This window comes from Aliivibrio finisterrensis, from assembly GCF_008933155.1.
Classification (GTDB): Bacteria; Pseudomonadota; Gammaproteobacteria; order Enterobacterales; family Vibrionaceae; genus Aliivibrio; species Aliivibrio finisterrensis.
In genome coordinates, this window is the sequence record NZ_WBVP01000002.1 from 274,227 (window position 1) to 297,126 (window position 22,900).

General features: G+C 35.8%; 14 protein-coding genes. 8 read left to right on the plus strand and 6 right to left on the minus strand.

Going from position 1 to position 22,900, the window contains the following annotated elements; translation table 11 throughout:
• Positions 1 to 132 precede the first annotated feature (132 nt).
• The 8 genes from dptF (at position 133) to F8B77_RS03145 (ending at position 15,821) form a co-directional block, all read left to right on the plus strand.
• Positions 133 to 1,731: a DNA phosphorothioation-dependent restriction protein DptF gene (gene dptF, locus F8B77_RS03110; protein ID WP_151653600.1), complete on the plus strand. Its 1,599-nt coding sequence runs from the start codon at positions 133 to 135 to the stop codon at positions 1,729 to 1,731.
• Position 1,732: 1 nt separating this feature from the next.
• Positions 1,733 to 3,070 carry a DNA phosphorothioation-dependent restriction protein DptG gene (gene dptG, locus F8B77_RS03115; RefSeq protein ID WP_151653602.1) on the plus strand — a complete coding sequence of 446 codons (1,338 nt, stop codon included), beginning with the start codon at positions 1,733 to 1,735 and terminating at the stop codon, positions 3,068 to 3,070.
• Complete coding sequence (gene dptH, locus F8B77_RS03120; RefSeq protein WP_151653604.1) at positions 3,051 to 8,213, plus strand: DNA phosphorothioation-dependent restriction protein DptH; 5,163 nt, start codon at positions 3,051 to 3,053, stop codon at positions 8,211 to 8,213. The genes dptG and dptH overlap by 20 nt, the downstream gene beginning before the upstream one ends.
• 83 nt (positions 8,214 to 8,296) lie before the next feature.
• Entirely contained in the window at positions 8,297 to 10,417 is a 2,121-nt protein-coding gene (locus F8B77_RS03125; protein ID WP_167512745.1) for a DEAD/DEAH box helicase family protein, read from the plus strand.
• A complete protein-coding gene (locus F8B77_RS03130; RefSeq protein WP_151653608.1) occupies positions 10,410 to 10,607 on the plus strand; it encodes a hypothetical protein in 198 nt (65 codons plus the stop codon). Before F8B77_RS03125 ends, F8B77_RS03130 begins: the two co-directional genes overlap by 8 nt.
• Positions 10,604 to 12,586 carry a hypothetical protein gene (locus F8B77_RS03135; RefSeq protein WP_151653610.1) on the plus strand — a complete coding sequence of 661 codons (1,983 nt, stop codon included), beginning with the start codon at positions 10,604 to 10,606 and terminating at the stop codon, positions 12,584 to 12,586. The genes F8B77_RS03130 and F8B77_RS03135 overlap by 4 nt, the downstream gene beginning before the upstream one ends.
• A 2-nt stretch (positions 12,587 to 12,588) precedes the next feature.
• The gene (locus tag F8B77_RS03140) at positions 12,589 to 12,975 is read left to right on the plus strand and encodes a hypothetical protein (protein ID WP_151653612.1); all 387 of its coding nucleotides are present in this window, start codon (positions 12,589 to 12,591) and stop codon (positions 12,973 to 12,975) included.
• Between the two features lie 11 nt (positions 12,976 to 12,986).
• Positions 12,987 to 15,821: a sigma factor-like helix-turn-helix DNA-binding protein gene (locus tag F8B77_RS03145; RefSeq protein WP_151653614.1), complete on the plus strand. Its 2,835-nt coding sequence runs from the start codon at positions 12,987 to 12,989 to the stop codon at positions 15,819 to 15,821.
• A gap of 79 nt (positions 15,822 to 15,900) precedes the next feature.
• Here F8B77_RS03145 and dndE read toward each other — a convergent pair whose 3' ends face one another.
• From dndE to F8B77_RS03175, 6 genes are all read right to left on the minus strand, one after another.
• Positions 15,901 to 16,248, minus strand: coding sequence for a DNA sulfur modification protein DndE (dndE, locus tag F8B77_RS03150; protein ID WP_151653616.1), 348 nt, complete (start codon positions 16,246 to 16,248; stop codon positions 15,901 to 15,903).
• On the minus strand, positions 16,248 to 18,263 hold the full coding sequence (gene dndD, locus F8B77_RS03155; RefSeq protein ID WP_151653618.1) for a DNA sulfur modification protein DndD: 2,016 nt from the start codon (positions 18,261 to 18,263) through the stop codon (positions 16,248 to 16,250). The genes dndE and dndD overlap by 1 nt, the downstream gene beginning before the upstream one ends.
• A 9-nt stretch (positions 18,264 to 18,272) precedes the next feature.
• A complete protein-coding gene (locus F8B77_RS03160; RefSeq protein WP_151653620.1) occupies positions 18,273 to 19,907 on the minus strand; it encodes a DNA phosphorothioation system sulfurtransferase DndC in 1,635 nt (544 codons plus the stop codon).
• Positions 19,904 to 20,983, minus strand: coding sequence for a DNA sulfur modification protein DndB (dndB, locus tag F8B77_RS03165; protein ID WP_151653622.1), 1,080 nt, complete (start codon positions 20,981 to 20,983; stop codon positions 19,904 to 19,906). Before dndB ends, F8B77_RS03160 begins: the two co-directional genes overlap by 4 nt.
• Positions 20,984 to 21,181: 198 nt before the next feature.
• Entirely contained in the window at positions 21,182 to 22,285 is a 1,104-nt protein-coding gene (locus F8B77_RS03170; protein WP_151653624.1) for an HNH endonuclease domain-containing protein, read from the minus strand.
• On the minus strand, positions 22,286 to 22,876 hold the full coding sequence (locus F8B77_RS03175) for a class I SAM-dependent methyltransferase (protein ID WP_151653626.1): 591 nt from the start codon (positions 22,874 to 22,876) through the stop codon (positions 22,286 to 22,288).
• Positions 22,877 to 22,900: the final 24 nt, after the last annotated feature.

Genomic DNA, 22,900 nt, shown 5'->3' on the forward strand with positions numbered 1-22,900 from the left:
AAATTGCGACTGATTCTAAAATTTTGCTAGTCAGTATACAAAACCCATTAATAAATGTGAGCTTTTAACAGCCATTAAAATTTAAACCTGATAAAATACGGATAATTATAATGATTTTATAGGTTAGTGGCTTTGGATTTAAAAACTGCTTTAAGTATTTTGTCTAAATCGTCTCCTTATGCTGTTAGTACAGAAAGAGAGTCAGATGGCAAATTAGCGTCGTATAAGAACCATATTTACATAGAAACGGATATAGAAGCCGATTTTAAGCGAGAGTTAACATCAGCTCAATCGCATGAAATTGTATTCTTATGCGGTAGTAGTGGAGATGGTAAATCAGAAATTTTAACTAGATATAGTCAAAAGTTTAAATCAACTCATGATTTCCATTTAGATGCGACGCACAGTTTTAATCCTAGCCAAACTGCTATCCAAGCACTGGATGATCGTTTCTCTGAGTTTAAAGCTAGTAATAAGCCATTAATCGTTGGCATCAATGTTGGTATGCTTGGTAACTATGCTGTTGAGGGTGCTGATATTCATGATGGTATCAAATCGTCTATTCTTGCATTTTTAGAAAATCGTTTAAAAGACACTGCTCCTAGCCATACTTTTTTAGATTTCGAAAAATACCCTAAATTCACATTAAGCAATGATGAATGCACGTCTGATTTTGCTGCCAAGTTTTTGGTTAAATTAACAGAAGCATCATTCGATAACCCTTTTTACGCACTTTATCGTAATGAAGTTGAAAAATGTGGCTATACAAATCTAACGGCTAATTTTGCGTTATTAGGCCTTCCTGCGACACAAAAAACACTTATCGATTTACTGTTAAAAACACGCCTAATTAAAGATCAGTTTTTAACTGCTCGTGCCCTTTTAGATTTTGTTTTTCAAATATTAGCGATGGATGGTTATTTATTCGATAACTTGTTCTCTGGTGCGGATAATGAATTATTAGAGCAAATTCAAGAATTCGATCCAAGTAATATCCATACGCGAAAAATTGATGAATTTGTTCTTCAGTTTGGCTTAGGGATCGAAGACCAAAACTTTATTGGATTTAAAAATAGAGTTGCAGAATATGGTGTTTTTGAAGTTGAAAATGCCGCTTCATATTTACGTTTAGTGTATTTACTAAGAAGTGATACGGAAATAGCTAATGATTATGTTGATGCATTAAAATCAGATTTTGATAATTCATTAATCGAAAAATATGCAGAAACATGGTTGTTGCATGGTGAGTTTGATGGTTCAGTTAAACAGAAAAAAGAGTTAAATAAATTTTATAAAGAAACTCTAGAGACTGCAATCCAATTATATTGCAACCGTAACGCACCATTACTGGATAAAGGCACATTTTTCATCTCAGAATATAATGGATTTAAGATGGCTGTAGAGTTAGATGTTAAAGCTAATTTTACCGCGATTAAAAATGCAGGCTTAGCAAAAGAAAAAGTGAGTGCTTTTTATTCTTATATTCAAGTTGACGGTCATGAGCTGATTCCAATGCCAGTAAGTATTAACTTGTTGGCATTATTGATTAAGATTAATCAAGGGTATAGACCAAACAAGCATGATAAAAATGCGGTTTTATTGCTGGATGAAGTATTAGAACAAATAGTGTCAGTTGCGAACCAAAAAGACTCTTTGTTCATATTTAAAGATGAACAGCGTTATAAAATCACAAATGCAGATGATGAATATTTTGAAGTGAGTGGCATGTAATATGGTAAATGATAACTATACTCAGCCAATTAGTGGCGACCTTCCTCAATCACAAGAAACTGTGCCTAATAAAAACAGTTTGAATAGCTATTTACCTTTAAGAACAAAAGGTAATGAATTTGATTGGAATGCTGTTGTTGGTCTTGTTTTGCGTTCATTGTTACGTAAGAAAATCGAAAATTACTCATATAATGATTTCATTAATGATTGCCAAAATTCATTTAAAGAAAAGCTAGATGAAGAAGAGTTTTGGGCTGTACTTCAAAAAATGTATTTTGATAATGAAGATATTTTTACTGTTAGTCCTGAATTACTTTTATTCAAGGCTCAGAAAGGAACATTTGCTAAAAGTGATGAACGTATTGCATTGCTTTTTACTAATCTTCTACAAAATTTACGTATTGAAGAATTTGATGTTCAATTGAACTTTATTGAGCGCGAACTACTTGCTACTTTACAAGGTAAGATGAAAGTTGATTCGTCATTTGAATCAAAAGAATCACCTTATTTACCTTCATTATCCGCGGCATTTCGTGAGGATTTCAAGTTTCTATCTACTCGCCCAAAATATTTATTAAACGAAATTGAGCAGTTTTTATCTTTCTATGCATTTACTTATACAGCTCAGTTAAGCCTTGCTATATCTGATTGGCGTACAGGTGAAGCCCCAAAATCGAAACCGCTTTATTTCATAATGGATCATGAAAGAGCAAGTAATGAACGTACGCATATTAAGAATCATGGCTATAAGCTATTTAATGAATCTGCGTATCGTTTATTTCCAATTCTATCTATGTTGGAACAGCTTCAACCAAATCCAAAAGAGAAAAAATTACCGCTGTGGCAAATATCTAATGATATTCAAAATTGTAAGTTAGAAAGTGTGGCGACTCAGCTAAAAAACTTTTCATATGCATTTCGTGCTCAACGCAAGTTGGATACAGAATTAGAACATTATGAAGAAGCGATTGATTGGCTAGGTAACATTGTAAAATTAGCAATCGCACAATTTAATGATTCAAAAACAGATAGACCTGCGATTAATAAAAAATATGTTGGAGAGGTAGAGAAGCAACTTGCGGCTAATTTTATTCAAAGTCGTGGTCGTTCTGGACGAGTATTAGTACTTAACCAAGATTACATAATTTTGCTGACCAATTTAGTTGTCGGTAATAATGAAAAATTACGCTTCCATGAGTTAATTGCAAAGTTCCAGCAACGCGGTATTTTTGTTGATAAGCAAACAGAGCAAGAATTAATTAAGTTCTACGAAAGAATCGGTAACGTAGAAAGAATGAGTGATAGTGGAGACGCAGTATATGTCCGTAAAACAATTTGAGACCTTTCTTGCAGAGCAGCTTTTAAATAACGCTGATGCAAAAATACAATCAGGTTTCCGCTATCAATTTAAATCACCTGACAGTGATAATAGCCTACGCCTTTATAACGCATTATTAGTACGTAAAACGGGTGAGATTGCTGTTAATGATGATATTCAGTTACCATTTATTGAGATTAATAATTGTAAAATAGTGCCTGTTGTTCATTCAGAACAACCAGAAAAGCAAGGTGGCTTTACAGAGAACTATATCTCACATTTACGAGATGAAGTGGCGAGTCAATCTGGTTATTTAAAAGGGTGTGCGTTAGTTGTTATTCATAATAGCTTACTTGATACTTTAATTAACTCCGCAGAAGATTTAGCCCAAGCTGATCAAGTCTGGAGTACTGATAATATAAAATCAGCGCTTAATGGTTTTATCAAGCAACAAGAGAAAGGCCAAGATGTATCTTTGTGCCTTCTTGATGATCAATTTAATTCTATTGTAGAAGATGGCGCGACTATTTTTGGCTTTGAAGCCTTATATAAAGCGGTAGAAGATTGTGAATTACGTTTTAATGAATTAGGTATGTTTGAAGATCCTCTCATAGGTGAAATGAAGGGAAACACAAAGCAGATCAAACGTCGTTTAGAAGAAAATAGAGCCTTGTATGAAGCGCTATCATTTGAAGTTGAACACTTTAACGATCAACTTCCTGAACGTCTAAAAACATTTGGTGAGAAGTTCATCAAAGAGCACTTCTCAGATACTGAATCATGGAAAGATTTAGAATTAGAAGCGCTGCTACAAGAGAAGAAACGTAACTCACAACAACAATTAATGCTTGATGAAGAATCTATTTCTGAAGGTGGTTCTCTGACTGCTAGGAATAAATCAGAAACCAAGGCAGGTCAACGTGAGCGTCATATTATTATTGAGCTTGATGATGGTATTGAAGAATTTGAGCTTAAATTAGGTTTTCAAGGCGCAAGTAATCTTGATAAAAACCAATTTAAAATTCAGCCAGCGAAAGCGTTAAATAAGAAAGAAGTAATAACTGCGCGTAACTCTTTAAAAACAGCATCTGTGACCCTTAAAGGGACGTATAATCATGAACCTTTGTTTTTCAATTTAGCGCTGAAGCGTGAGAATAAATCAGAGTGTCATAATTTCCGATGCCTTGTCGTTCGTAAAGGCGAATTTTATATTGATGCATTTAAAACTATTTTTCGTGTAGAACATTCGAAAAAACGCCTTACTTTAAATACAGAATCAAATACATTGCAGATCTGTGCGGAAGAAGGCAATACATACACCCTTACAGATGCGAAGCAAACTATTGAGCTTGCTAAATATTCAACCGTTGATTTTGAAGCATTAGCTAACGAATCGGATGAGATCGATTTCTCAGTGAAATCGGGTGATAACCATCTCTTCTTTAATATTGAAGGGGCTGTTGCGACTGATTCTTTGAGTTTACCTTTATTATTGAATCGTGGCCGTTTCCATAAGCTATTTAATGACGATTATTACGGCGAATTTTACTCTCAAAAAGGTAAGGTTGGGATTGATAACAGTGAATTTATCGTACCGGGCCTACGTCTTAAATTACTGCGTTGGGAAGAAGAATTTGTACAAAGCAAGATCCTTTCGCTACAAAAGAATGATTATAAACTGCCGTTAACGGTATTAAGTAATATTGATAAAGATCTTCATGATGGTTACTTGTCACTGTTTTCTTACCTAGAAGAGCGAAAAACTACTATTTCACTTGTTTCTTGGGGAGAAGATTTTAAACAGCGAGTGACTGAAATTGTTGAAGCTTATCAAGGATATTTCTCTTCAGTATCTAAAGGTGACATGCTAACGACGAATCAAAAGTTAGTGATGAAGATTGGCTTAATCTATGATGAAGGGGATGAATACTATTCTCCTTATCATCCATTAGTTTTATCTTATTTCTTATCACTAGCTAATGCGATTAATGATGATGAATCAAACAGCTTTGCTAGCTTACCAAGTGTTACTTTTGAGCGTCTATCACCTCAAGGGTTATTGCCGTATGTTTATCATCCTGAGCATGACTTTGCTTACAATCAACAAGTTAAAGAAAATGCATTTTGGCTAAAGAGCGTAGCTCAAGAAAAAAGCAGTCTTACTTTTGTTCGTAAGTTAGTGAAAGAGAAGATTGATGAGTTCCAAACTGCATTTAGCCAACTTTTTAAAGGTTCTGAAAAGAGCATCATTATTAATGCGGTTAATCAAGATGAAGCAGAAGAGCTGTTCTTAGGGCTAGTTGATTACATTCGTAATAATTTAGATCAAGCAGCTGCTATTCACGTTAATTTGTATGACGACGCACTTCAATTTAATGCGTTTGATCGCTTTGCTGAAACGGCAAATTATGATGATTTAAAAGCGTGGTTAGAGCTTAATAAAGGTAAAGTTCGTGAGCAAGCAGATACCATTATTGATCTGTTACGTACGCGTTTAACTTACAGTAAGTTCACTAATAAACAAGCTGAGAAAGAAGGGCAAGCTTATTCACATTTAACCTTTTTCAGAAATAATGAAAAAGTAGAATGTGCTGATATTGAAATCGATAATATGGCATCAGGCATTGCATGTGATGGCTTATTAACGGGTGAGTCTTCAGAGAGTCAATCAGGGTCTTACTTTACTGGTTTTGGCTTAAAAGGCATTAAATACCACGATAAACCGCATCTAGTTATTGCTAATCAAATTGGCTCTTTATCTAAGCCTGCATTAAAAGCAAATACTCCTTACCATGGTGCTAATGCTATTGCTCTTGCTGTTAGTGAAGATTTTAAAGAATCATTAGAGCGTTCTTATGGTAGCTCAATTTGGACAACAATTATTGACCCAAAAGTGACTTTAGACTTCTTTCATAGCAACGATGACGTAGTTCTTATCCACTATTCAGATCAATACACCAGTTCATCAACTTATGATGCAATTACAGTAACAGCCCAACGAAATTTGTTTGAGAAAGTACTTAAACAAGGCGATGGGGGCCAAATTAACGAGTTTAATGCCTTTAATGGTGATTGGTTGCTTAACATGATGACGTGTGCGCCAACTATTAATAAAGAGCGTAAAGGCGTTATTGGTGCGTATAAGTTTGTCACGAGCTTAGTTCATAAATCTGATATCACTTGGGTTCCACTTTCAGTAGCTGAAATGATCCGAGTATCAGGCAATATTGGCCTTAAAATGTCTGATAGTGACTTTTCACGTAATGTTCAAGGTTATAAAAAAGGGGCTATTTCAGACGATGTATTACTGGTTGGTTTCAAAAACCAACAAATGTATCTACTGCCTGTAGAAGTTAAAACGGGTGCAGTACCTGACTATAAAAAAGCAGTGCAGCAAGCGAAAGAGCTTTTACGTTACCTTAATGACGACCTACTTGGTGGCGATGGGTTAGCTAATAAACTTTATCGTGCATTATTCGTTCGTCAAGTGTTAATGCAGGTAGATAAATACCGTTTATATAACGTATTTGAAGATAACTATTTTGATAGCTTACTTGACGAAAAAGAGCAGTGGTTAACTGGTAATTATTCATTGGCACAAGTGGTGGATTATCCTGATGGCTTTGTTGTTAGTCATATCGAAAGTGCTAGCTGTCTTGAGCCTGACTATCAATTACGCGATGGTATTTTAAAAGTAGATTTACCAATGGGGCTACTAAAAACATTGGTAGAGACACCGTTACAAGATGTTTTGAATAAAATCGATATCGCTAAGCTATGTTATGTGCCTGAGATGTATATCTTAGGCTCAGAAACTAAAGGTGTGAAATTAGAAATTGAAACGCCAGAGAAAGATGTGGATGTGATTGCTACAGAAACAGAAACAGAAACAGAAACAGAAACAGAAACAGAAACAACAGTTGTAGATATAACAAATAATAATACTACTAGCTATGAAGCGACATCAGTTCAGCAAGATGAACGTAAAGTTGCAGAAGAGAAGCCAACAGAGCCAGAAAATGCACCTGTAGTTGCATCTGGTAAAAACTTGCATGTGTTGTTTGGCCATAATGCAATGACTCAAGCTCCATTAAATTGGGAGCCAACCAATACCTCAAAGTTCATGAATACCAATACGGGTATTATTGGCACCATGGGTACAGGTAAAACGCAATTTACCAAATCAGTGATTACTCAATTGCATCGCAATAAAGCCGATAACGTGAATGGTGCCGCGATTGGCATGCTGATTTTTGATTACAAATCAGATTATGTAGACGATAAGTTCCAACAAGCGACTGCGGGTAAGAAGTTTAACCTTCACAAACTGCCATACAATCCATTGAGTTTATTTGGTGACACGCCGATGTTACCAGTGCATACTGCGCGCGGTTTTTCTGAAACCATGGGTAAAGCGTTTAATCTTGGTCAAAAACAACAGCTTAGATTACGTAAATTAGTTGGTGAGGCATATGATTTAGCGGGTATTCGTAAGGCAGATCCAAGTACATGGTCTAAAGCTGCACCAACGATTGCTGATGTATGGGCGTTGTTTATTGAGACTGAGCCAGATGAAGATTCATTATACGCAGCACTAGAAAGTTTGTATGAGCTTGAGATATTTGAAGATGATAACAGTAAGTGCATGAGCTTATATGAGCTTGTGGATGGGATTACCGTTATTGAGCTTGCTGGTTATCCGGGTGAGATTCAAAACCTTGTGGTGGCGCTAACGTTAGATCTTTTCTATTCGCAAATGCAGAAGAAAGGTAAGCCTGAAGTACAAGGCGATTATCGTCAAATCACTAAAATGATTTTGGTTGATGAGGCGGATAACTTTATGTCTCAGAACTTCCCAAGTTTACGTAAGATCCTTAAAGAAGGTCGTGAATATGGTGTGGGTGTGATTTTATCGACACAAGATATTACGCACTTTCAAACGGGTGAAAATGATTACTCAAGCTATGTACTTACTTGGGTGATCCATCGTGTCGCTAAGCTTAAAACACAAGACATTAAAGCAATCTTCAGTGTGAATGAAAAGGCAGAGCAAGAAACATTAATGGAAACAATCAATAAGCTAGAGAAGCATTATAGTTTGTATATTGATGGTGCTAAGAAGATCCAGAAAATGCGTGATAGAGCCTTTTGGGAGTTACTGTAATACATACAAATTACGAATTAAGGTACGGTTACCAGAGTTAGTGAATTTTATTAATTTAGTTCAAATCAATGTTGGAGAAAAGATTGAAGTTAAGTGAAATTGGGTTAAAAGAAGAATACAGAACGGGTCATGATGATTTAGTTAATAGCTTTTATAAACCTTGCTTACAAGAAGCTAGTTCATATGCACGTTCTGTAGGTTACTTTAGCTCTACTGTCTTTTTACTGATTGGCCCTGAACTTGTGAAGTTTGCGCAACGTGGTGGCAAGATTCGACTTGTGTGTTCTCAATACTTATCAAATGCTGATATTGAGGCGTTAGAGTCAGGCTATCAGCCTGTCATTGATGAACAGTTTATCGAAAATAGTATTTTAAGTTCCGTTAACTTATTGATGCAAAATACAAATACGATTAAAAATACGGTCGCGTTAGCCACACTTATCAAGTGTGGTTGCCTAGAAGTTAAAATCGCATTTCGAAAAATTGGTAATGGCTTATTTCATGAAAAAGTAGGAATTATTCACGGTAACAATGAAATAGTTACCTTCAAGGGCTCAGTAAATGAAACTTGGAATGGTTGGCATGAGCGTGGTAATTACGAAACCATCGATGTGTTTCGCAGCTGGGTTGAAGGGAGAGATGCACGTCAGGTGCATAGAAACAGTGAGTATTTTGAAGCACTTTGGGATAATGATATTGATGCTTTAGATGTGATTCCCTTTCCTCAAGTTGCCAAGTCAAAACTAGAAAGTATTTCAAAAGAATCGATAGCAGATATAGAACCCGATACATTGGATGATTATTTTATGCCCCCAAACATTGAGCAGATTGATAATGGAGTTACTAAAAGAACCCCTTTACCCCATCAAGTTAATGCGATAGAAGCATGGAAAAAACAAGGTTGCCGTGGTGTATTTGAGCATGCCACGGGTAGCGGAAAAACTTTCACGGCATTAATCGCCTTAAATGATCATTTAAAGGGTGGTGGTGTCGCTTTAGTGTTGGTGCCTGATCGCTTATTACATAAGCAGTGGTCCGAAGAGATAAAATCTGATATTCCAGATGTCATATTACTCAAAGCTGGTGATGGGCATGATCGATGGAGAAAAAATAGACGCTTAAATACAATCACTCAACCAGATGAAGATTTAGGCGTAAGAGTGGTCCTTGCCACGATGGCAACGGCAAGGCTTCCTGAATTTATTAATGCAATATGCACAGGGCCACACTTAATGATTGTGGCTGATGAAGTGCATGAAATTGGCAGCCTAGAAAACTCCAATATATTAACTATTGATGCAGGTAAACGATTAGGGCTTAGCGCTACTCCTAATCGTTACGGCGACCCTGTCGGCACAGAAAAGATATTTAACTATTTCGGCGATATTGTTCAGCCCCCTTTCACTTTAGTAGATGCCATTAATTGTGGTCGCTTAGTTAAGTATGAATATTTACCTGAAGCTCTTCGCTTTACGGTAGAAGAGTCTGAGCAATGGGAGCTAGAAACTAAAGCTATTTATAAAGAATATGCGCGCTCTAAGCGTGATGCTAATGGCGCACCAATTACATCTAAAAAACTGCAGCTAATGTTAATTCAGCGTTCGCGTATTGCTAAAAAAGCGTCTGCTAAAATTCCCTATGCAGTGAAAGTGATTAAAGATAACTATAAAGAAGGTGAGAGCTGGTTAGTATATTGTGAAGACCAATATCAACTTGGAGAAGTTATTAGTGCTTTAAAAGAACGTGGCCATTCTCCCTGTGAATATCATACCAATATGAAAGGGGATGCCGCTGCGTCACTGGAATGGTTTAAGCAATTTGGTGGCATTATGGTCTCTATTCGTTGTTTAGACCAAGGAGTGGACATTCCTAAAATTTCACATGCTATTATTCTTGCTTCATCGCAGAATCCAAGGCAATTTATACAACGACGAGGTCGCGTGTTACGCATAAGCCCGAATAAACATAAAGCGGTTATATATGATGCTGTTATGGTGCCTATCTGTTTAGACAGCGAGCCTGGTCAATTATCATTATTGAAGAGTGAATTACAAAGAAGTATTCAGTTTTCAGATACCGCCATGAACAAATCAGGTTCGAATAAATTAATCACAATTGCAATTGAGTTAGGTATAGACCCGCAAGAGTGTGGCTTATATGGCACTGATGGAATTGAAGAATTAGGAGATGTTGAAGATGAGTAAAAGTAATCCATTATCTGTATTGTTAAAAATTAATGCTCAACTTGAGGCTCCAATAGATTCACGGTTAATTGAACAGTGCTATGCCATTCAGCAAAAGCACCAGTTTGATAAAGAAAGAAATAGCGTTAATGAAATTAAAAAAGTAGTTGAAGCGTCAATTTCAATACCACAAGGTGATCTATCAATATGAAGTTACAAGAAATCGTTATTAATAATTTCATGCCTTATAAAGGTGAGCAAATTGTACAGTTTCCGCAACATGAAACACAAAATGTGATGTTGCTTTACGGGGACAACATGCGCGGTAAAACCAGTTTTTTGAATTCTATTCGTTGGGGATTTTATGGACTGGCGGTTGGTCGCCATTTGCGTACTATTCCGCGTGTAAACTTAGTTAATATTGAAGCTGCAAGTGTTGATGACTGGTCAATGTCAATTTTGCTTAAATTTACACACGAAGAAAAGAACTATGAATTACGACGAAAAATAACCAAGAAAAGTCACGTGTCTGTACCTTCAATCGATAATGATTTTGAAGAGGTGGTTGGTTTAAAAATTGATGGTGAAGTAATTTCTGGGGATAAAATTTTAAATCAGATAAATCAAGTTTCGCCTGAAGAGATTTCAAGATTCTTTTTATTCGATGGTGAGTTATTGCAAGAATATGAAAATTTATTATTAGATAAAAATGCACAAGGCGAAAAAATAAAGCTACATATTGAACAAGCTCTAGGCGTCCCCTCCTTAATTAATGGACGTGATGATTTTTCTGTTTTATTACAAGAGTCACGCAGGCAACAAACTCGTGATGCAAATAATTCTTCCGAACTAAAAAGTTTAGCTGCACGTCAAAGTGATTTAGATGTTAAAGAAGATACAGCCCAAGCTGATTTGATTGCATTAAAGCTGCAGAAAAGTGAGATTGAAATTTTAGTTGATGGTATTGACGATATATTAAAAAATACCGAAGCTGCACAAAGAAGTAAAGCGGAACTAGACGTTTTAACAGCAACTAAAAAAGCAACTGAAGAACGGATTTTTGACGACCAAAACGAACGACGACAGTTGCTTAGAAATGCGTGGAAGGATATTTTATATACAGGGGTACAACCAGTATTAAGAAATATTAAAGAACAACGTTCAGCTATGTTTGAGGCTTCGAATAATAAAGTAATTTTAGATTCTAGAATCTTAGAGTTAGAAAAGAGTTTGTTTGATCCTATTTGTCCAACATGTTCTCAGAGTATTTCTGAAAAAGAAATTTCAGAAATTAAAGAACAAATTGCTGTATTAAAAGCTGAAGCGTCTTTGTCACATGTTGATATTGAAGATATTCGTCGTCTAGATACTAAAATTGAACAGTTTTCACAAATTCAATCTCAATCTGAAGGTGCACGTTTTTGCGAGCTAGTGAAAAAAGAACGAAAATCTAATGTTCAGTTAATGAAACTTGAAACGAATATAGATGAAATTGAAGATGAAATTAGTGGTTTTGATACTGATGAAATTTCACGCCAACGCAGTATTCGTGACAACTATATTAAGCAACTATCTAACATTGAAATGGATATTGCTAGCGTAGAGAAAAGTCTAGAAAAAATAAAGAAAGACCAAACTCAAATATCCAATGTCATTTCAAAAAGTACACAAGGTACTAATTCATTGAGCTCAGTAAAAGTAGATTTGTACCAAAGTCTTGAGAGTGTGTTTAGTGCAGGTATAGATGAATTACGAGATTCGGCTCGATTACAAGTTGAAAAATATGCGGCCAATGCATTTAGTCAGTTAACGACTGAAGTGACGTATTCAGGGTTAGAAATTAATCAAAATTATGGGTTAACAATATTAGATCATCAAGGTCGAGCACTTAAAGAGCGTAGTGCGGGAGCTGAGCAAATTGTTGCTTTGTCACTCATTGATGGCTTAAATCGTACTGCTAGAAAATCAGGTCCGATAATTATGGATACACCACTTGGGCGTTTAGATCCTAAGCATCGAGCTAATGTACTTAAGTATTTGCCTAAAATGGCTGACCAAGTTGTGTTATTAGTGCATGAAGGTGAGATTGACCCGAATAAAGAGATCGAAGATTTTAAAGAGCGTATTGGTGTTCGATATGCCATTGAACGAATTTCATCAACCCAATCACGTATCATTCGGAGCCATTAATTATGATTACAGAACCTAATAGAATCGGACTGACAGAAGTCACCGTAGAGAAGATTGATGAGTTATTAGAGGAACTAAACCCCCAAGCTGGTGAAGAAGGGGAAAAATTAGTACGCTACGACTTGTACCGATTGGCTGTTGCATTAGGCATTAAAAATGAAACGGTACCTTCAAAGTTAACCGCTAGTGTTAACTCTTTTCTACGTGTTTCTGATTTAGATCCTGATAAAGTTTTATTTACCGTAGTAGAAAATTCAGGCTTAAATTCTGACTCTATTGCTATTTACTCATTTATTGAGTGTCTCGCCGAACATGGCATTAAAGAAATGTATAACACGTATGATCAAACAGGTGAAATTCCGTTTGAAGAATATTTTTTAGCTGAATAAGGTAGCAATTGATGGCGTCATTAAAAATATACTTTTCTCTTTATCATGAACTTGAAGCACCTCACATAAGTGTTTACCGTGATTTAATTAGCATTCATGATACCTGGAAGGCATTAAATGAAAGTGAATCATACATAGGGTTAATACATGTTGGTTTCGTCAGACCAAATATAGTCGACTCTGATAAGTTGTTAGCTTTTAAGGGCAAAGTGTTATCAACAGCTGCTGCCAAATGGGCACTCCCAGGTAATTATCATAGTACTTGTAATAGCATCGCAGAAGTGACGTTATCAAACAATAAAATGCCTATTTATTTAATGTTAGACGGCTTTGGTTACCTTGTACATGACTATTCGAGCAAGGCATCTGAACTATCTTCTGTTGTAGAAGAGGGTGTGTCGACCCTACATTCCGTAGCTCTAAATTATTTAAATGAGACGAAATCCGCAGAGTCAAAAGAGTCTATTTTTGCATATATAGTAGAAAATAATTTAGCATCATTTTCAGTTAATAAACCAGTTACTGTATTAGAAAATGAACTTGAAAAATATTGCCTAACTTCTACAAATGGAAGTCGATTATTTGGAAAAACAACAGAAAATAAATACTATTCTATAGAAGCATTTACTGGTGTAGTTTCTGGTTGGGTTAAATTGATTCAGGATAACGATATTAAACTATTTGATGACCTTTATAGTCATGGTGTATATGACGATGTAAGTTATATTCAACGCTATACCAAACTACCACCTTTGTTAAAAGAGATCTCTGAAATTGCGAGATTTAATCAACTAAAGACCAAAAGATCTAATCGAGAGTTAATGTCCTTAATAGAGATATTACCATTTAGTATATTAGACAAGCCGCTTGAAGAACTTAATTTACCTGTTAGATTATTTAATGTATTTCAAGCTAACAATTTTATTTCTTTAAATGACTTAAAAGGTATTACTGATACTACTATGCTTTCTTGGGCAAATTTTGGTCGAAAATCTGCTGGGGATTTGAATAGTCTTTTATTAGAACATATCAGTATTATGCAGCGTAAACTCGATGCTTACCTTTCTTGTGATAATTCAAAACAGCTTCAAGATCATCAGCCTATAAATACAGGAGCAATAGATAGTAATTCTGATTTTAAATCTGATCTTACATCATTTACTCGCTTAAAGGATCGTAGTGGTGCTGATTTTAAATATAATCTTGCGTCATCTATTCCCTTAAAAGATCATTTCACTCAGTCATTGAGCTTATTGAAAGATCGAGAAAAAGAAATCATTGAACTCAGAATGGGCTTCCATGGATCCATTCTAACCTTAGAGGAAGTGGGGACTAAATTTGGAGTCTCACGAGAGCGAATTCGACAAATACAAAAAAAACATGTCGCTAAAATTATTGAAACCGAATATTGGGATGATTGCATCTATCTTAAAATCGATAAGCTACTCACCGATAGGTCTGAGCCTTTGTATACGGAGTTATTGGAAACGGAAGATGATTGGTTTACTGGGTATATCGGAAAATTTAAACACCTTGCAGCCATTATTGAGACTTTTACAGAAGGAAAGTTATCTATTGTCAATATAAATGGTGCAAATATTGTTGGTAGAATAAAACAAGAAGCTTGGGATAATTTGATTAATCAAACAAGAATTAATTTAATTGAAAAATCTAAAGAAGGAACTTGGACATTAAGTGAGATCAAAACAACACTGAAATCTGCAGTTACCGAAAATAATTGTACTGAATTATACTTTTTGTTGTTTGAACACTTTGAAAGCATAATGATTTTTAATGGAACTGAAAACGATTCGAAGTTAATAGCGATTGGAAAAAGTCGAGAGTCTGCTATTTTAGCTGTTTTGCAGCAAGCAGAGGCTCCGCTGCATTTTACTGAAATTGCGAAAAGAGCTTCAAAAATCTTTGGACAGGAAATAGATGCTAGGCTTGCACATAATTCGGCAACTCGAGCTGGAGGGCGGCTATTTGGCAGGGGCACTTACGGTTTAAAGCATTTCAATACTTTATCGGATGATATCTGTGATGAGGTAAAAAAGGTATGTGAAAATCTTTTATTAAAAAATGAACTTTTTAAACAATGGCATATAACTGAAATTTTAAATAATCTGTTTACTAAGTTTCCTTCTCTAACTGGTAAGCTTGACCTCTATATATTGAACATTATTTTAGAAGACTCTTCAAAACTTACTTACCTTAATAAGAATGTATGGGCTCGGAGTGACTCCAATCAAACATCAAAAGATAGAGTTGATATGGCAGATGCTTTTACTAAAATTCTTGAAGATGCAAAGGGGCCTCTAAAAGGAAAGGAAATAAAGAGAAGACTAGAACACATTCGTGGTGTACACGAACACTTACAGATACAAGGATCTTCGCGAATGATTCTGATGGGGCCTGATTATTGGGGGCTGATAGATCGTGATGTACCTGGCTCTAAAGATAGTCATAAGCGTTTGTTAGATAATCTTTTTGCACACTTGAGTGAGCAGAAAATTGGTATACATGTTTCAGAAGTTGAGACTACCCTTGGTATTAACTCTCCGAATGGTTACACCATACTAAATTTAGCGAAAAGGGATTCTCGATTTTATTTAGATTATGGAATGTTTCTTGGGCTAGCTGAATGGGGGGAAGATACAAGGCGCTTTAATATTTCCCAAGCTGTTAGAAAGCTTATTGATGATATGACTAGGCCGATGTCTATTAATGAAATTAATTTGAAAATTGAGGAGATAACGGGCTTAGAACTTGAGTATACTGTAACAGGGAAATTGATAAGTGAAGGTGTAATTTACGATTCTAATAGTAAGCTTTGGTATAAATGACTTCGCTAGTTTCTGATTCTTTTTAGTTGAACAGATATACTAACTAGTACTTATTAGTATATCTGTTTGATTAGCTGTTCTACATAGCAGTTATAAAGCATGCTATGTTTTTATGATTCCTAATTGAGGCTATCCCATCTTCAACATGAGCAGCCCAAGCTTGTTGGTGCTGTTTAGGATCTAGCTCTGGATAGTACATTTTCAGTACTAACTCAGTAACATCACTAGTTTCACCAAGCCAAGTAAACTTATCTAATACTAACGAGCCATCAAGCTTTGCTTCTTGGCCGTTATATCTAAACTTACTTTCTACAGATCTAAAAAACGCAAGACGAGCGGATACGTTAGGGGTAATTCCTGTATAGCCTTTTAGCTTTTTAAGTTGCTCTTCAGTCGTGCGTGTTAAGTTCATACGGTTAGGTAACATTACTGAGCCTCCTGAAGTTTATCTTTCCAAAAATAACCTGCTTTTACTTTTGATGATTTTGTTAAACCATCAAAGCTAATTTCATAAGTACGGGCGATATCATCTTGGATCATATTTATGTAATTTTTATCAATCTCAGTATCCGTCGATAAAATAACCACTTGATGACTGGCATTTGGGAAGTAGTTTTCAACCAATTTATCTCTATGGTGTGAATCTAAACGTCCCAATGGAGTATCGATAATAATCGGTAGCTTACGACCAGAAGTGCGACCTAATGCTTCTAGTATAGAGATAGCGTATATCTGTTTTTCGCCAGCTGACATGGCTTTACGGTTGATTTTAATACCATGTTCGTCAACCAGATTAACATCAAAAGTTTGAGGGTTAATTACAGCTGATATGTGTAAATCATCTTTACGTGCAAGGTTTGTATAAGAGGCAACAAATTCTTTTTCAAGCTGTTTTACACGAGCATGAGTTAACTGCTCTGCAAACTTATCTAACAGAATTAATGCATTTTGTGCATTGTTAACACCTGAGCCTTGGTTTGATGCATCTTTGTTTTTATCATGCAGTTTTTGAACCTTACGCGCAGCTTCTAGCGCATTGCGAAGTTCCAGTTTTGCACTTTCTAGTAGTTCACGATATTTACGAATAAGCGTTTCTTTTTGCTTATCCAACTCACGAACTTCTGTAAACAATTTTTGTACTTGTTCTTGTTCAGGAGCTCTTGCAACATTAGCTGATGCGTTATCAAGTTCGTATTCAACCGTGCTTAGTCTAGATCTTGCTGTATCGAAACGTTTGAAGGAATCAGAAGCTTGGTGTTGTGTTTGAAACTCAATCAATTTTGCTTCACGCTCTGATATATCAAATATTAACTCTGCATTTTGTTTTCTATTCATGAACTCTTGCAATGAGTCATTAATAGTTTCCATTGCAACGGCAGAGTTAGTTAAGCGTAGGCTTAAATCTTGACGTAATGAATCCAAGAAAGTATTAAGCTCACTACCAAAGCTTTGCTTTTGTTTAGTAGCTTTTTCTGCTTCTATTTGCTTCATTAGAGCTTTCATTGTGTTAGGTGCGAAAGCAAAAGGCAGTGAGCCTTCAAGCTCAGTACGTAACTGTTTCTCTAATTCTGATTTTTCTTTTAAAAGGTGATCAACTTTTAGAGTTTCAGATTCACGTGTCTTCGCCCATGCGCCACCGCTTTGAGATAGAGTCGATTCACAGCGTTGAATTTCTACTGTGGTTGACTCTATTTGAGCGGCAACAATATCTGCGTCATAGCGTAGTTTTTCTGATTTTCTTTCGTGTTCGATACGTGCTTTTTCAAACGAATTCATTTCATCTCGAATCGTTTGTGGAAGCACTTGTGCATCGTTCTTTTTTAAGTAAATAATTAAGTCACTTTTGAGTTTAGTGATTACATCTAAACCTAATAAGCGTCGTACCGCGGTTTTTAATACTTTACCAGATTCGTCTTCAGCAAGATCGGCAATTTTTTCACCATCAAAGAAAAAGAGATCAGCAATACCAGTAGGGATTAATTCATTTAAGAACCCTTGGCATTGTTCATAGTTTAGCTCAGACATAATAACGCCATCACGCTCTAGTGATAGGTTATCTTTTTTGTCTTTTTTCCAACTACGAGTGACTTTATAAGTGCTTTCTTTACCGTTATGGCTGTAAGTGAAGGCTAATGCGATAGAAGCATTATCTTGCATACCACCATGACCAACACCTTTATGGATTAAGTCTGTAATTGCTTCAATATATTCGCCGTTAGTCAAATTTTTGCTAAAAGCTTGGCGACCATATAAAGCTAATCGAACTGCAGTAAGAATAGAGGTTTTACCTGCACCATTTAAACCACCAAATAGGATGATTGGTTTTGCATCTCTAACTTCTTCGCCTGCCACATTTAATTCTGCGGATTCTGGTTGTAAGTCAATTTCATGCACTCCGCGGAATACTCGAAAATTATTTAATGTTAATTTAGTAATAAGCATAGTTTAGGCCTAAAATTCTTTATTCAATTGAGCGTCAAGAAGTTGTAATTCATCGTTATATTTATCGATTTCTTGTTGATGAACATCGTACTCAGCCTTACTTTGTAGATCAGAATGCTTACTTTTGATCTCTTCTAGGCTTCCCCAATCCTTTTTCAAAATTGAGCTGACTTTATTGGCGATACCGCTGCGGCGACTTAACCCATCCATTGATACTTCAAGTTCAATAAGTTTCATGATCATTTCAGGAGTTACATCAAAGCCTTCACATAGCTCTGTGATTAGCTGTGCGTCATCTTTACCAAAACTTGCACTGTCGTCATATACCCAATCAAGATCATAACCATAAACTTCTTTGAAGATGATTGGTAAAGAATCATTCCAATCAGGTTCATTTGGATCTTTAATCCATTCTTGACGAATCGCATGTAATTCCTTTTCTGTGATCAGTTCAATGCCACGATCTTCAGATTTATATCTTTTATCAAGCTCTAGTAATTCACGTAACCATTGTTGACGATATTTCATCCAATATGGTCCAGGAACGTGCTTACGCTCTAGCGCGATATCTTCGCCTTCTTTTGCATATTGGTAGCTCACTTTACCAGTACGGCGCTTATAGTTTCGATATTCATCTTTTACTGCGGGATCTGTGGTTACTGCCAGTTTATTTCTAAACTCTAATAGTGGAGACATCCACTCTTCGCCATTTTGAATAAGGCTTTCCATTGCACGGTCACGAGTAACAACGGTACAAGTCCAACAACCGAAACGTGAATTACCACAAGAAGGGGTTGTTTCATCAATTACCATTGGGCATTCGCCTTGGCCTGATGAATCTTTATATAGATTCCATAGTGTTAAGTTTTTTCCACCCCATGGATTTTCCCATTCTAAATCGTAATCATTGCTCCAAATGTTTTTTATGCCATAAGGAGTCTCTTTAGTTACAAGGTGACATAAACGTAAGATTTTCCAAACGTCATCAACACCCCAAGTATCAATAGGAGTAAAGATGAAGGCATTCGCTAATGTTGTGTGACGAGCTAAACGTGAGCCGTCAATCTTATGCTTAGCAATAACTTGAGCACGAGAAGCACTTTCTTGGCTGCGAGATCCAAGGACAACAATCACTTCATCAAATTGAGATACTTTAGATTTTATGAAATCACTTACAGGGTTAATCTTCATTCTTTCTGTACACCAACGGAAAGAACGAGTTGGTGCAGGGTAGCCTTTGCCTAATAAGCTTGACCAAAATGTTTGATCGTCTTCAGGAACTACTTTATGACAAGTAATTGGCAAACCATCACGTTCTGCACCTGCTTGAATTGCGGCTAGTGAGTCATTGATGTGGTTAACGACAACTGGTGTTTCAACTAGAGTATCTGAAGTTACAACAAACACTTGTTTTGTTCTGTCTTCTTCTTTAAGTCCAAGAAGAGCAAGATAAATTAGTGACATGATTGCAGAGGAATCTTTACCTCCACTGTAGCCGATTACCCAAGGTCTATTATCTGCACAATAGACGCGTTGAACATCCGCTACATAGTGGCTTAATTTATGGTTTGCGAAATCTTCAGAGTTAATAAACTCTTGATACTCTTCGGCAAGGTCTTCCGTTAGTTGGAGGTCATCTATCATGATAATTGCTTCTCTAGCGTTTGTTCTTCAGGAGTTAGCGTTAAACCTAACTTCATTTTTAATGCGTTTGTGGTTAGCTGAATATTGATTGTCGATTTGCTCAACTTACCGTGATTCATACTACGTTCTAACCAGTCTTTATTTGTTTTTCTCCAATCAACCTCAGATAATAAAGAAAGCTTTTCTTTCCAATTATCAGGTTCTTGGCAAAGTAGGTGCTTACCTAATAGCCCAAGTGCATGCAATCCAAGACCGTGGGCATGGATAAATTCTTGTCGAAGTTGAGCCGGAGATACTTCTTTTCTAAGTACCAGTTGCCAATCTTTTATGTGCCTTGTTACTTCTTGCCAATATTCAGAAGCTAACTCTTTTTCTTCATCGTTAAAGCCATCTTTTGCTCCTTTACTTAAAAGAGCACGAGTAGATTGTTTGATACTACTTAGCGTGAATAATTTATTAGACTTAGGTGAAATATTGGATTTCTCCATTTCAGTTAAACCAATAAATGGTTGAACTGAGTTTGCTAATAACCTTGCAAGTTCTGAGCTTTCATCACGATGGTCATATAATGTACCTAGTGATGGGCTCGGTTTTACTGCGTATTTATTAAGATCGGCAAACATTTGTTGGCTTCGATCTAATCCTTCATCAATAAAGAAGAGAACTGCAATATTATCTTGACCAAGGTCTGGATTTTCTCTTAATGCTTCTTCAATGGCTTTACGTCTGTGCTGACCATCATTAATTAAGATCTGTGCATCCATCGGAATATTAAGGACTCCTAAGTTAGGTGCGCCTTCGTGATCTTTAAATGAAATATCAACACCCACAGAAGCTGTCAAAGCTGAGAAGACATACTCTTTAGGATTCTCAAGAAGGTAACGTACCATTTCAGGGATTCTAGTTTTATTTAAAGTACGCTGAGCACGAAGCTCTGGCGGTACATCATCTTCGTTATAACTAAAAATCTTTGGAATAATACGTAAAGGGCAAGTTGCTATGTAAAAAGGTCTGCCTGCTTGCATGCCTTTTACTGCAGGAAAAGAATAGCAGTAACCAGATTCTTGATTGTTCATTATGTAATCCTTAGAAGGTGGTTTGTTAAATTAATAACGTAAACGTAGTTTAATTTGTTAAAATGATCAACTCTGGTTTGTTATTTTTTGACATACCACGGTATTGGTATGTTAGTTCTGTTCTCTATTTCAAGAGTTATTACATCGGTATGTCAAAAATAAGAGCAGTATTCTACCTTTTTAGTGATGAGATTGCCATTAGTTAGTTTTAACTGAGTAAACCCATGAATCACCAAAGCCTTGAAGATCTGCCATATCAGTTAAGGACTCTATTGCTTTAGTCTGTTTACTTTGAATTATGCTGTCATTTTGAGCTATATCCTGCTCAGTACATTGCAACCCAAGCATAAAGTCTTCAATAAACTGTGCTTGTTGTTTCGTTGGTAATGAATTTAAAAAATCAATAGCATGTTTATGAACCGTGGTGAAAAAGGTAATGTATTTTTTATCTGGAATATTATTACTTTTTGAGCTGTTAGCTGTATTTAGTATTGGAATCAGATTCCAATGTTGATTATGACCAACATAGCTCCATGGGATGTAGTGGTCGAGTTCATAATTATCGACAGTTAAAGTTTGATTTGTAAAAATACATGTTGTTTGATTCTTAGTTAAGAATGCATCCCAAAACTTACGCTGTGTTGTTAGGCTTTCCCGTTTTAGTGGTGGGTATAATTTATTACAAATAGCAGGTGTATTTGGGTTCTTTTTTTGTAAGTAGTGCAACCAATTAAGTTCAGTCCATGCTTGTACGATAGATAAATTATTCATTAAGTACTCATGCCAATCTGGGTGTAGTTCAATGGTGTGCTCTTGTATTTTATATAGTGGTTTAGTGTTATTAAAATACTGTTCTGCTAATTGCTTTGTTTTTGCATTTTTTTGCCCATCAGCTAATCCTTTTAATTCTTGAGTAAAAAAAGGCGATAGAAGTCTAAATGGAACATATTTTAATAGTTCGTAAGCAGATGAATTTGAATAATTTTGATGGATAGTGTTTTCAATGTTGGTGATCGTTTTGTGTGATAGTAACGATAAATCGATGTTTGTTATACCAACAGAGGTTAAGTGAGATAGTACTTGGTCTTGTTTACCGAAATTTAGCTTGAAGTAACAACAAGGATAGCTAGCCAATACGAGCATCTTTTTGGTAATGATTTCTAGTGTTAGAACATTTGTTTTTTGTGTTTTGATTTCTTCTAATAACGCAAGAAAGAATAGAGGTTTATATGAGTTAGTTGTTGCTTGGAAAATTTGACTAAGTGCTGAAATGCTCAGATTAGGATCTAAGGGAAGATTCATTCAGGATACCTTTTTTAGGACGACATTAAACCACTTTTCATTCATTCGATTAACCCTTAAATCTTCAGTTATCCATAATTTATCGATTACAAGAGGAAGGCATTTGATTACTTGTTGGAATAGGACTTCATTCATGTTGGTAAATTTACGTTGGTTGATTTCTGTTTCAACTTTGTCTGTAGCGTATTTGAATGAACAATATATCACCCCGCCTTCTTTTAGATATTTAATTAACTGTTTGAACGTTAAATAAAGCTCATTGAATGGAACGTGTAATAAAGATGCGCATGCCCAAATGCCATCATAGTTGTTGGGTAATGACTGAAACGATAAAAACGTATCATGATTAATGGGGTGTTGAGTATGTTTTTCTGCTAAGGCTACGAGTTCTTCACTCGCGTCAAATGCATCAACAGAAAAATTTTGCTGTAAGAAGTAGAGCGTATCTCTGCCGGAACCGCAGCCAGCATCAAGAATTTTAGCTCCAGAGTGAAGATTTGGAGTAAAATGTTGATATAGATCAGACATATTAATGTGGAAGGTATTCTCACAAAACTCTTGTGCGTGTTTATTATAATAGTTGTCATTCATTTTATTGTTAAGTATATTAATAGG

Coding starts and splice junctions, on each gene's coding strand:
- dptG (WP_151653602.1), top strand. CDS start 1,733: ATGGTAAATGATAACTATACTCAGCCAATTAGTGGCGACCTTCCTCAA.
- dptH (WP_151653604.1), top strand. CDS start 3,051: ATGTCCGTAAAACAATTTGAGACCTTTCTTGCAGAGCAGCTTTTAAAT.
- F8B77_RS03130 (WP_151653608.1), top strand. CDS start 10,410: ATGAGTAAAAGTAATCCATTATCTGTATTGTTAAAAATTAATGCTCAA.
- F8B77_RS03135 (WP_151653610.1), top strand. CDS start 10,604: ATGAAGTTACAAGAAATCGTTATTAATAATTTCATGCCTTATAAAGGT.
- F8B77_RS03140 (WP_151653612.1), top strand. CDS start 12,589: ATGATTACAGAACCTAATAGAATCGGACTGACAGAAGTCACCGTAGAG.
- F8B77_RS03145 (WP_151653614.1), top strand. CDS start 12,987: ATGGCGTCATTAAAAATATACTTTTCTCTTTATCATGAACTTGAAGCA.
- dndE (WP_151653616.1), bottom strand. CDS start 16,248: ATGTTACCTAACCGTATGAACTTAACACGCACGACTGAAGAGCAACTT.
- dndD (WP_151653618.1), bottom strand. CDS start 18,263: ATGCTTATTACTAAATTAACATTAAATAATTTTCGAGTATTCCGCGGA.
- F8B77_RS03160 (WP_151653620.1), bottom strand. CDS start 19,907: ATGATAGATGACCTCCAACTAACGGAAGACCTTGCCGAAGAGTATCAA.
- dndB (WP_151653622.1), bottom strand. CDS start 20,983: ATGAACAATCAAGAATCTGGTTACTGCTATTCTTTTCCTGCAGTAAAA.
- F8B77_RS03170 (WP_151653624.1), bottom strand. CDS start 22,285: ATGAATCTTCCCTTAGATCCTAATCTGAGCATTTCAGCACTTAGTCAA.
- F8B77_RS03175 (WP_151653626.1), bottom strand. CDS start 22,876: ATGAATGACAACTATTATAATAAACACGCACAAGAGTTTTGTGAGAAT.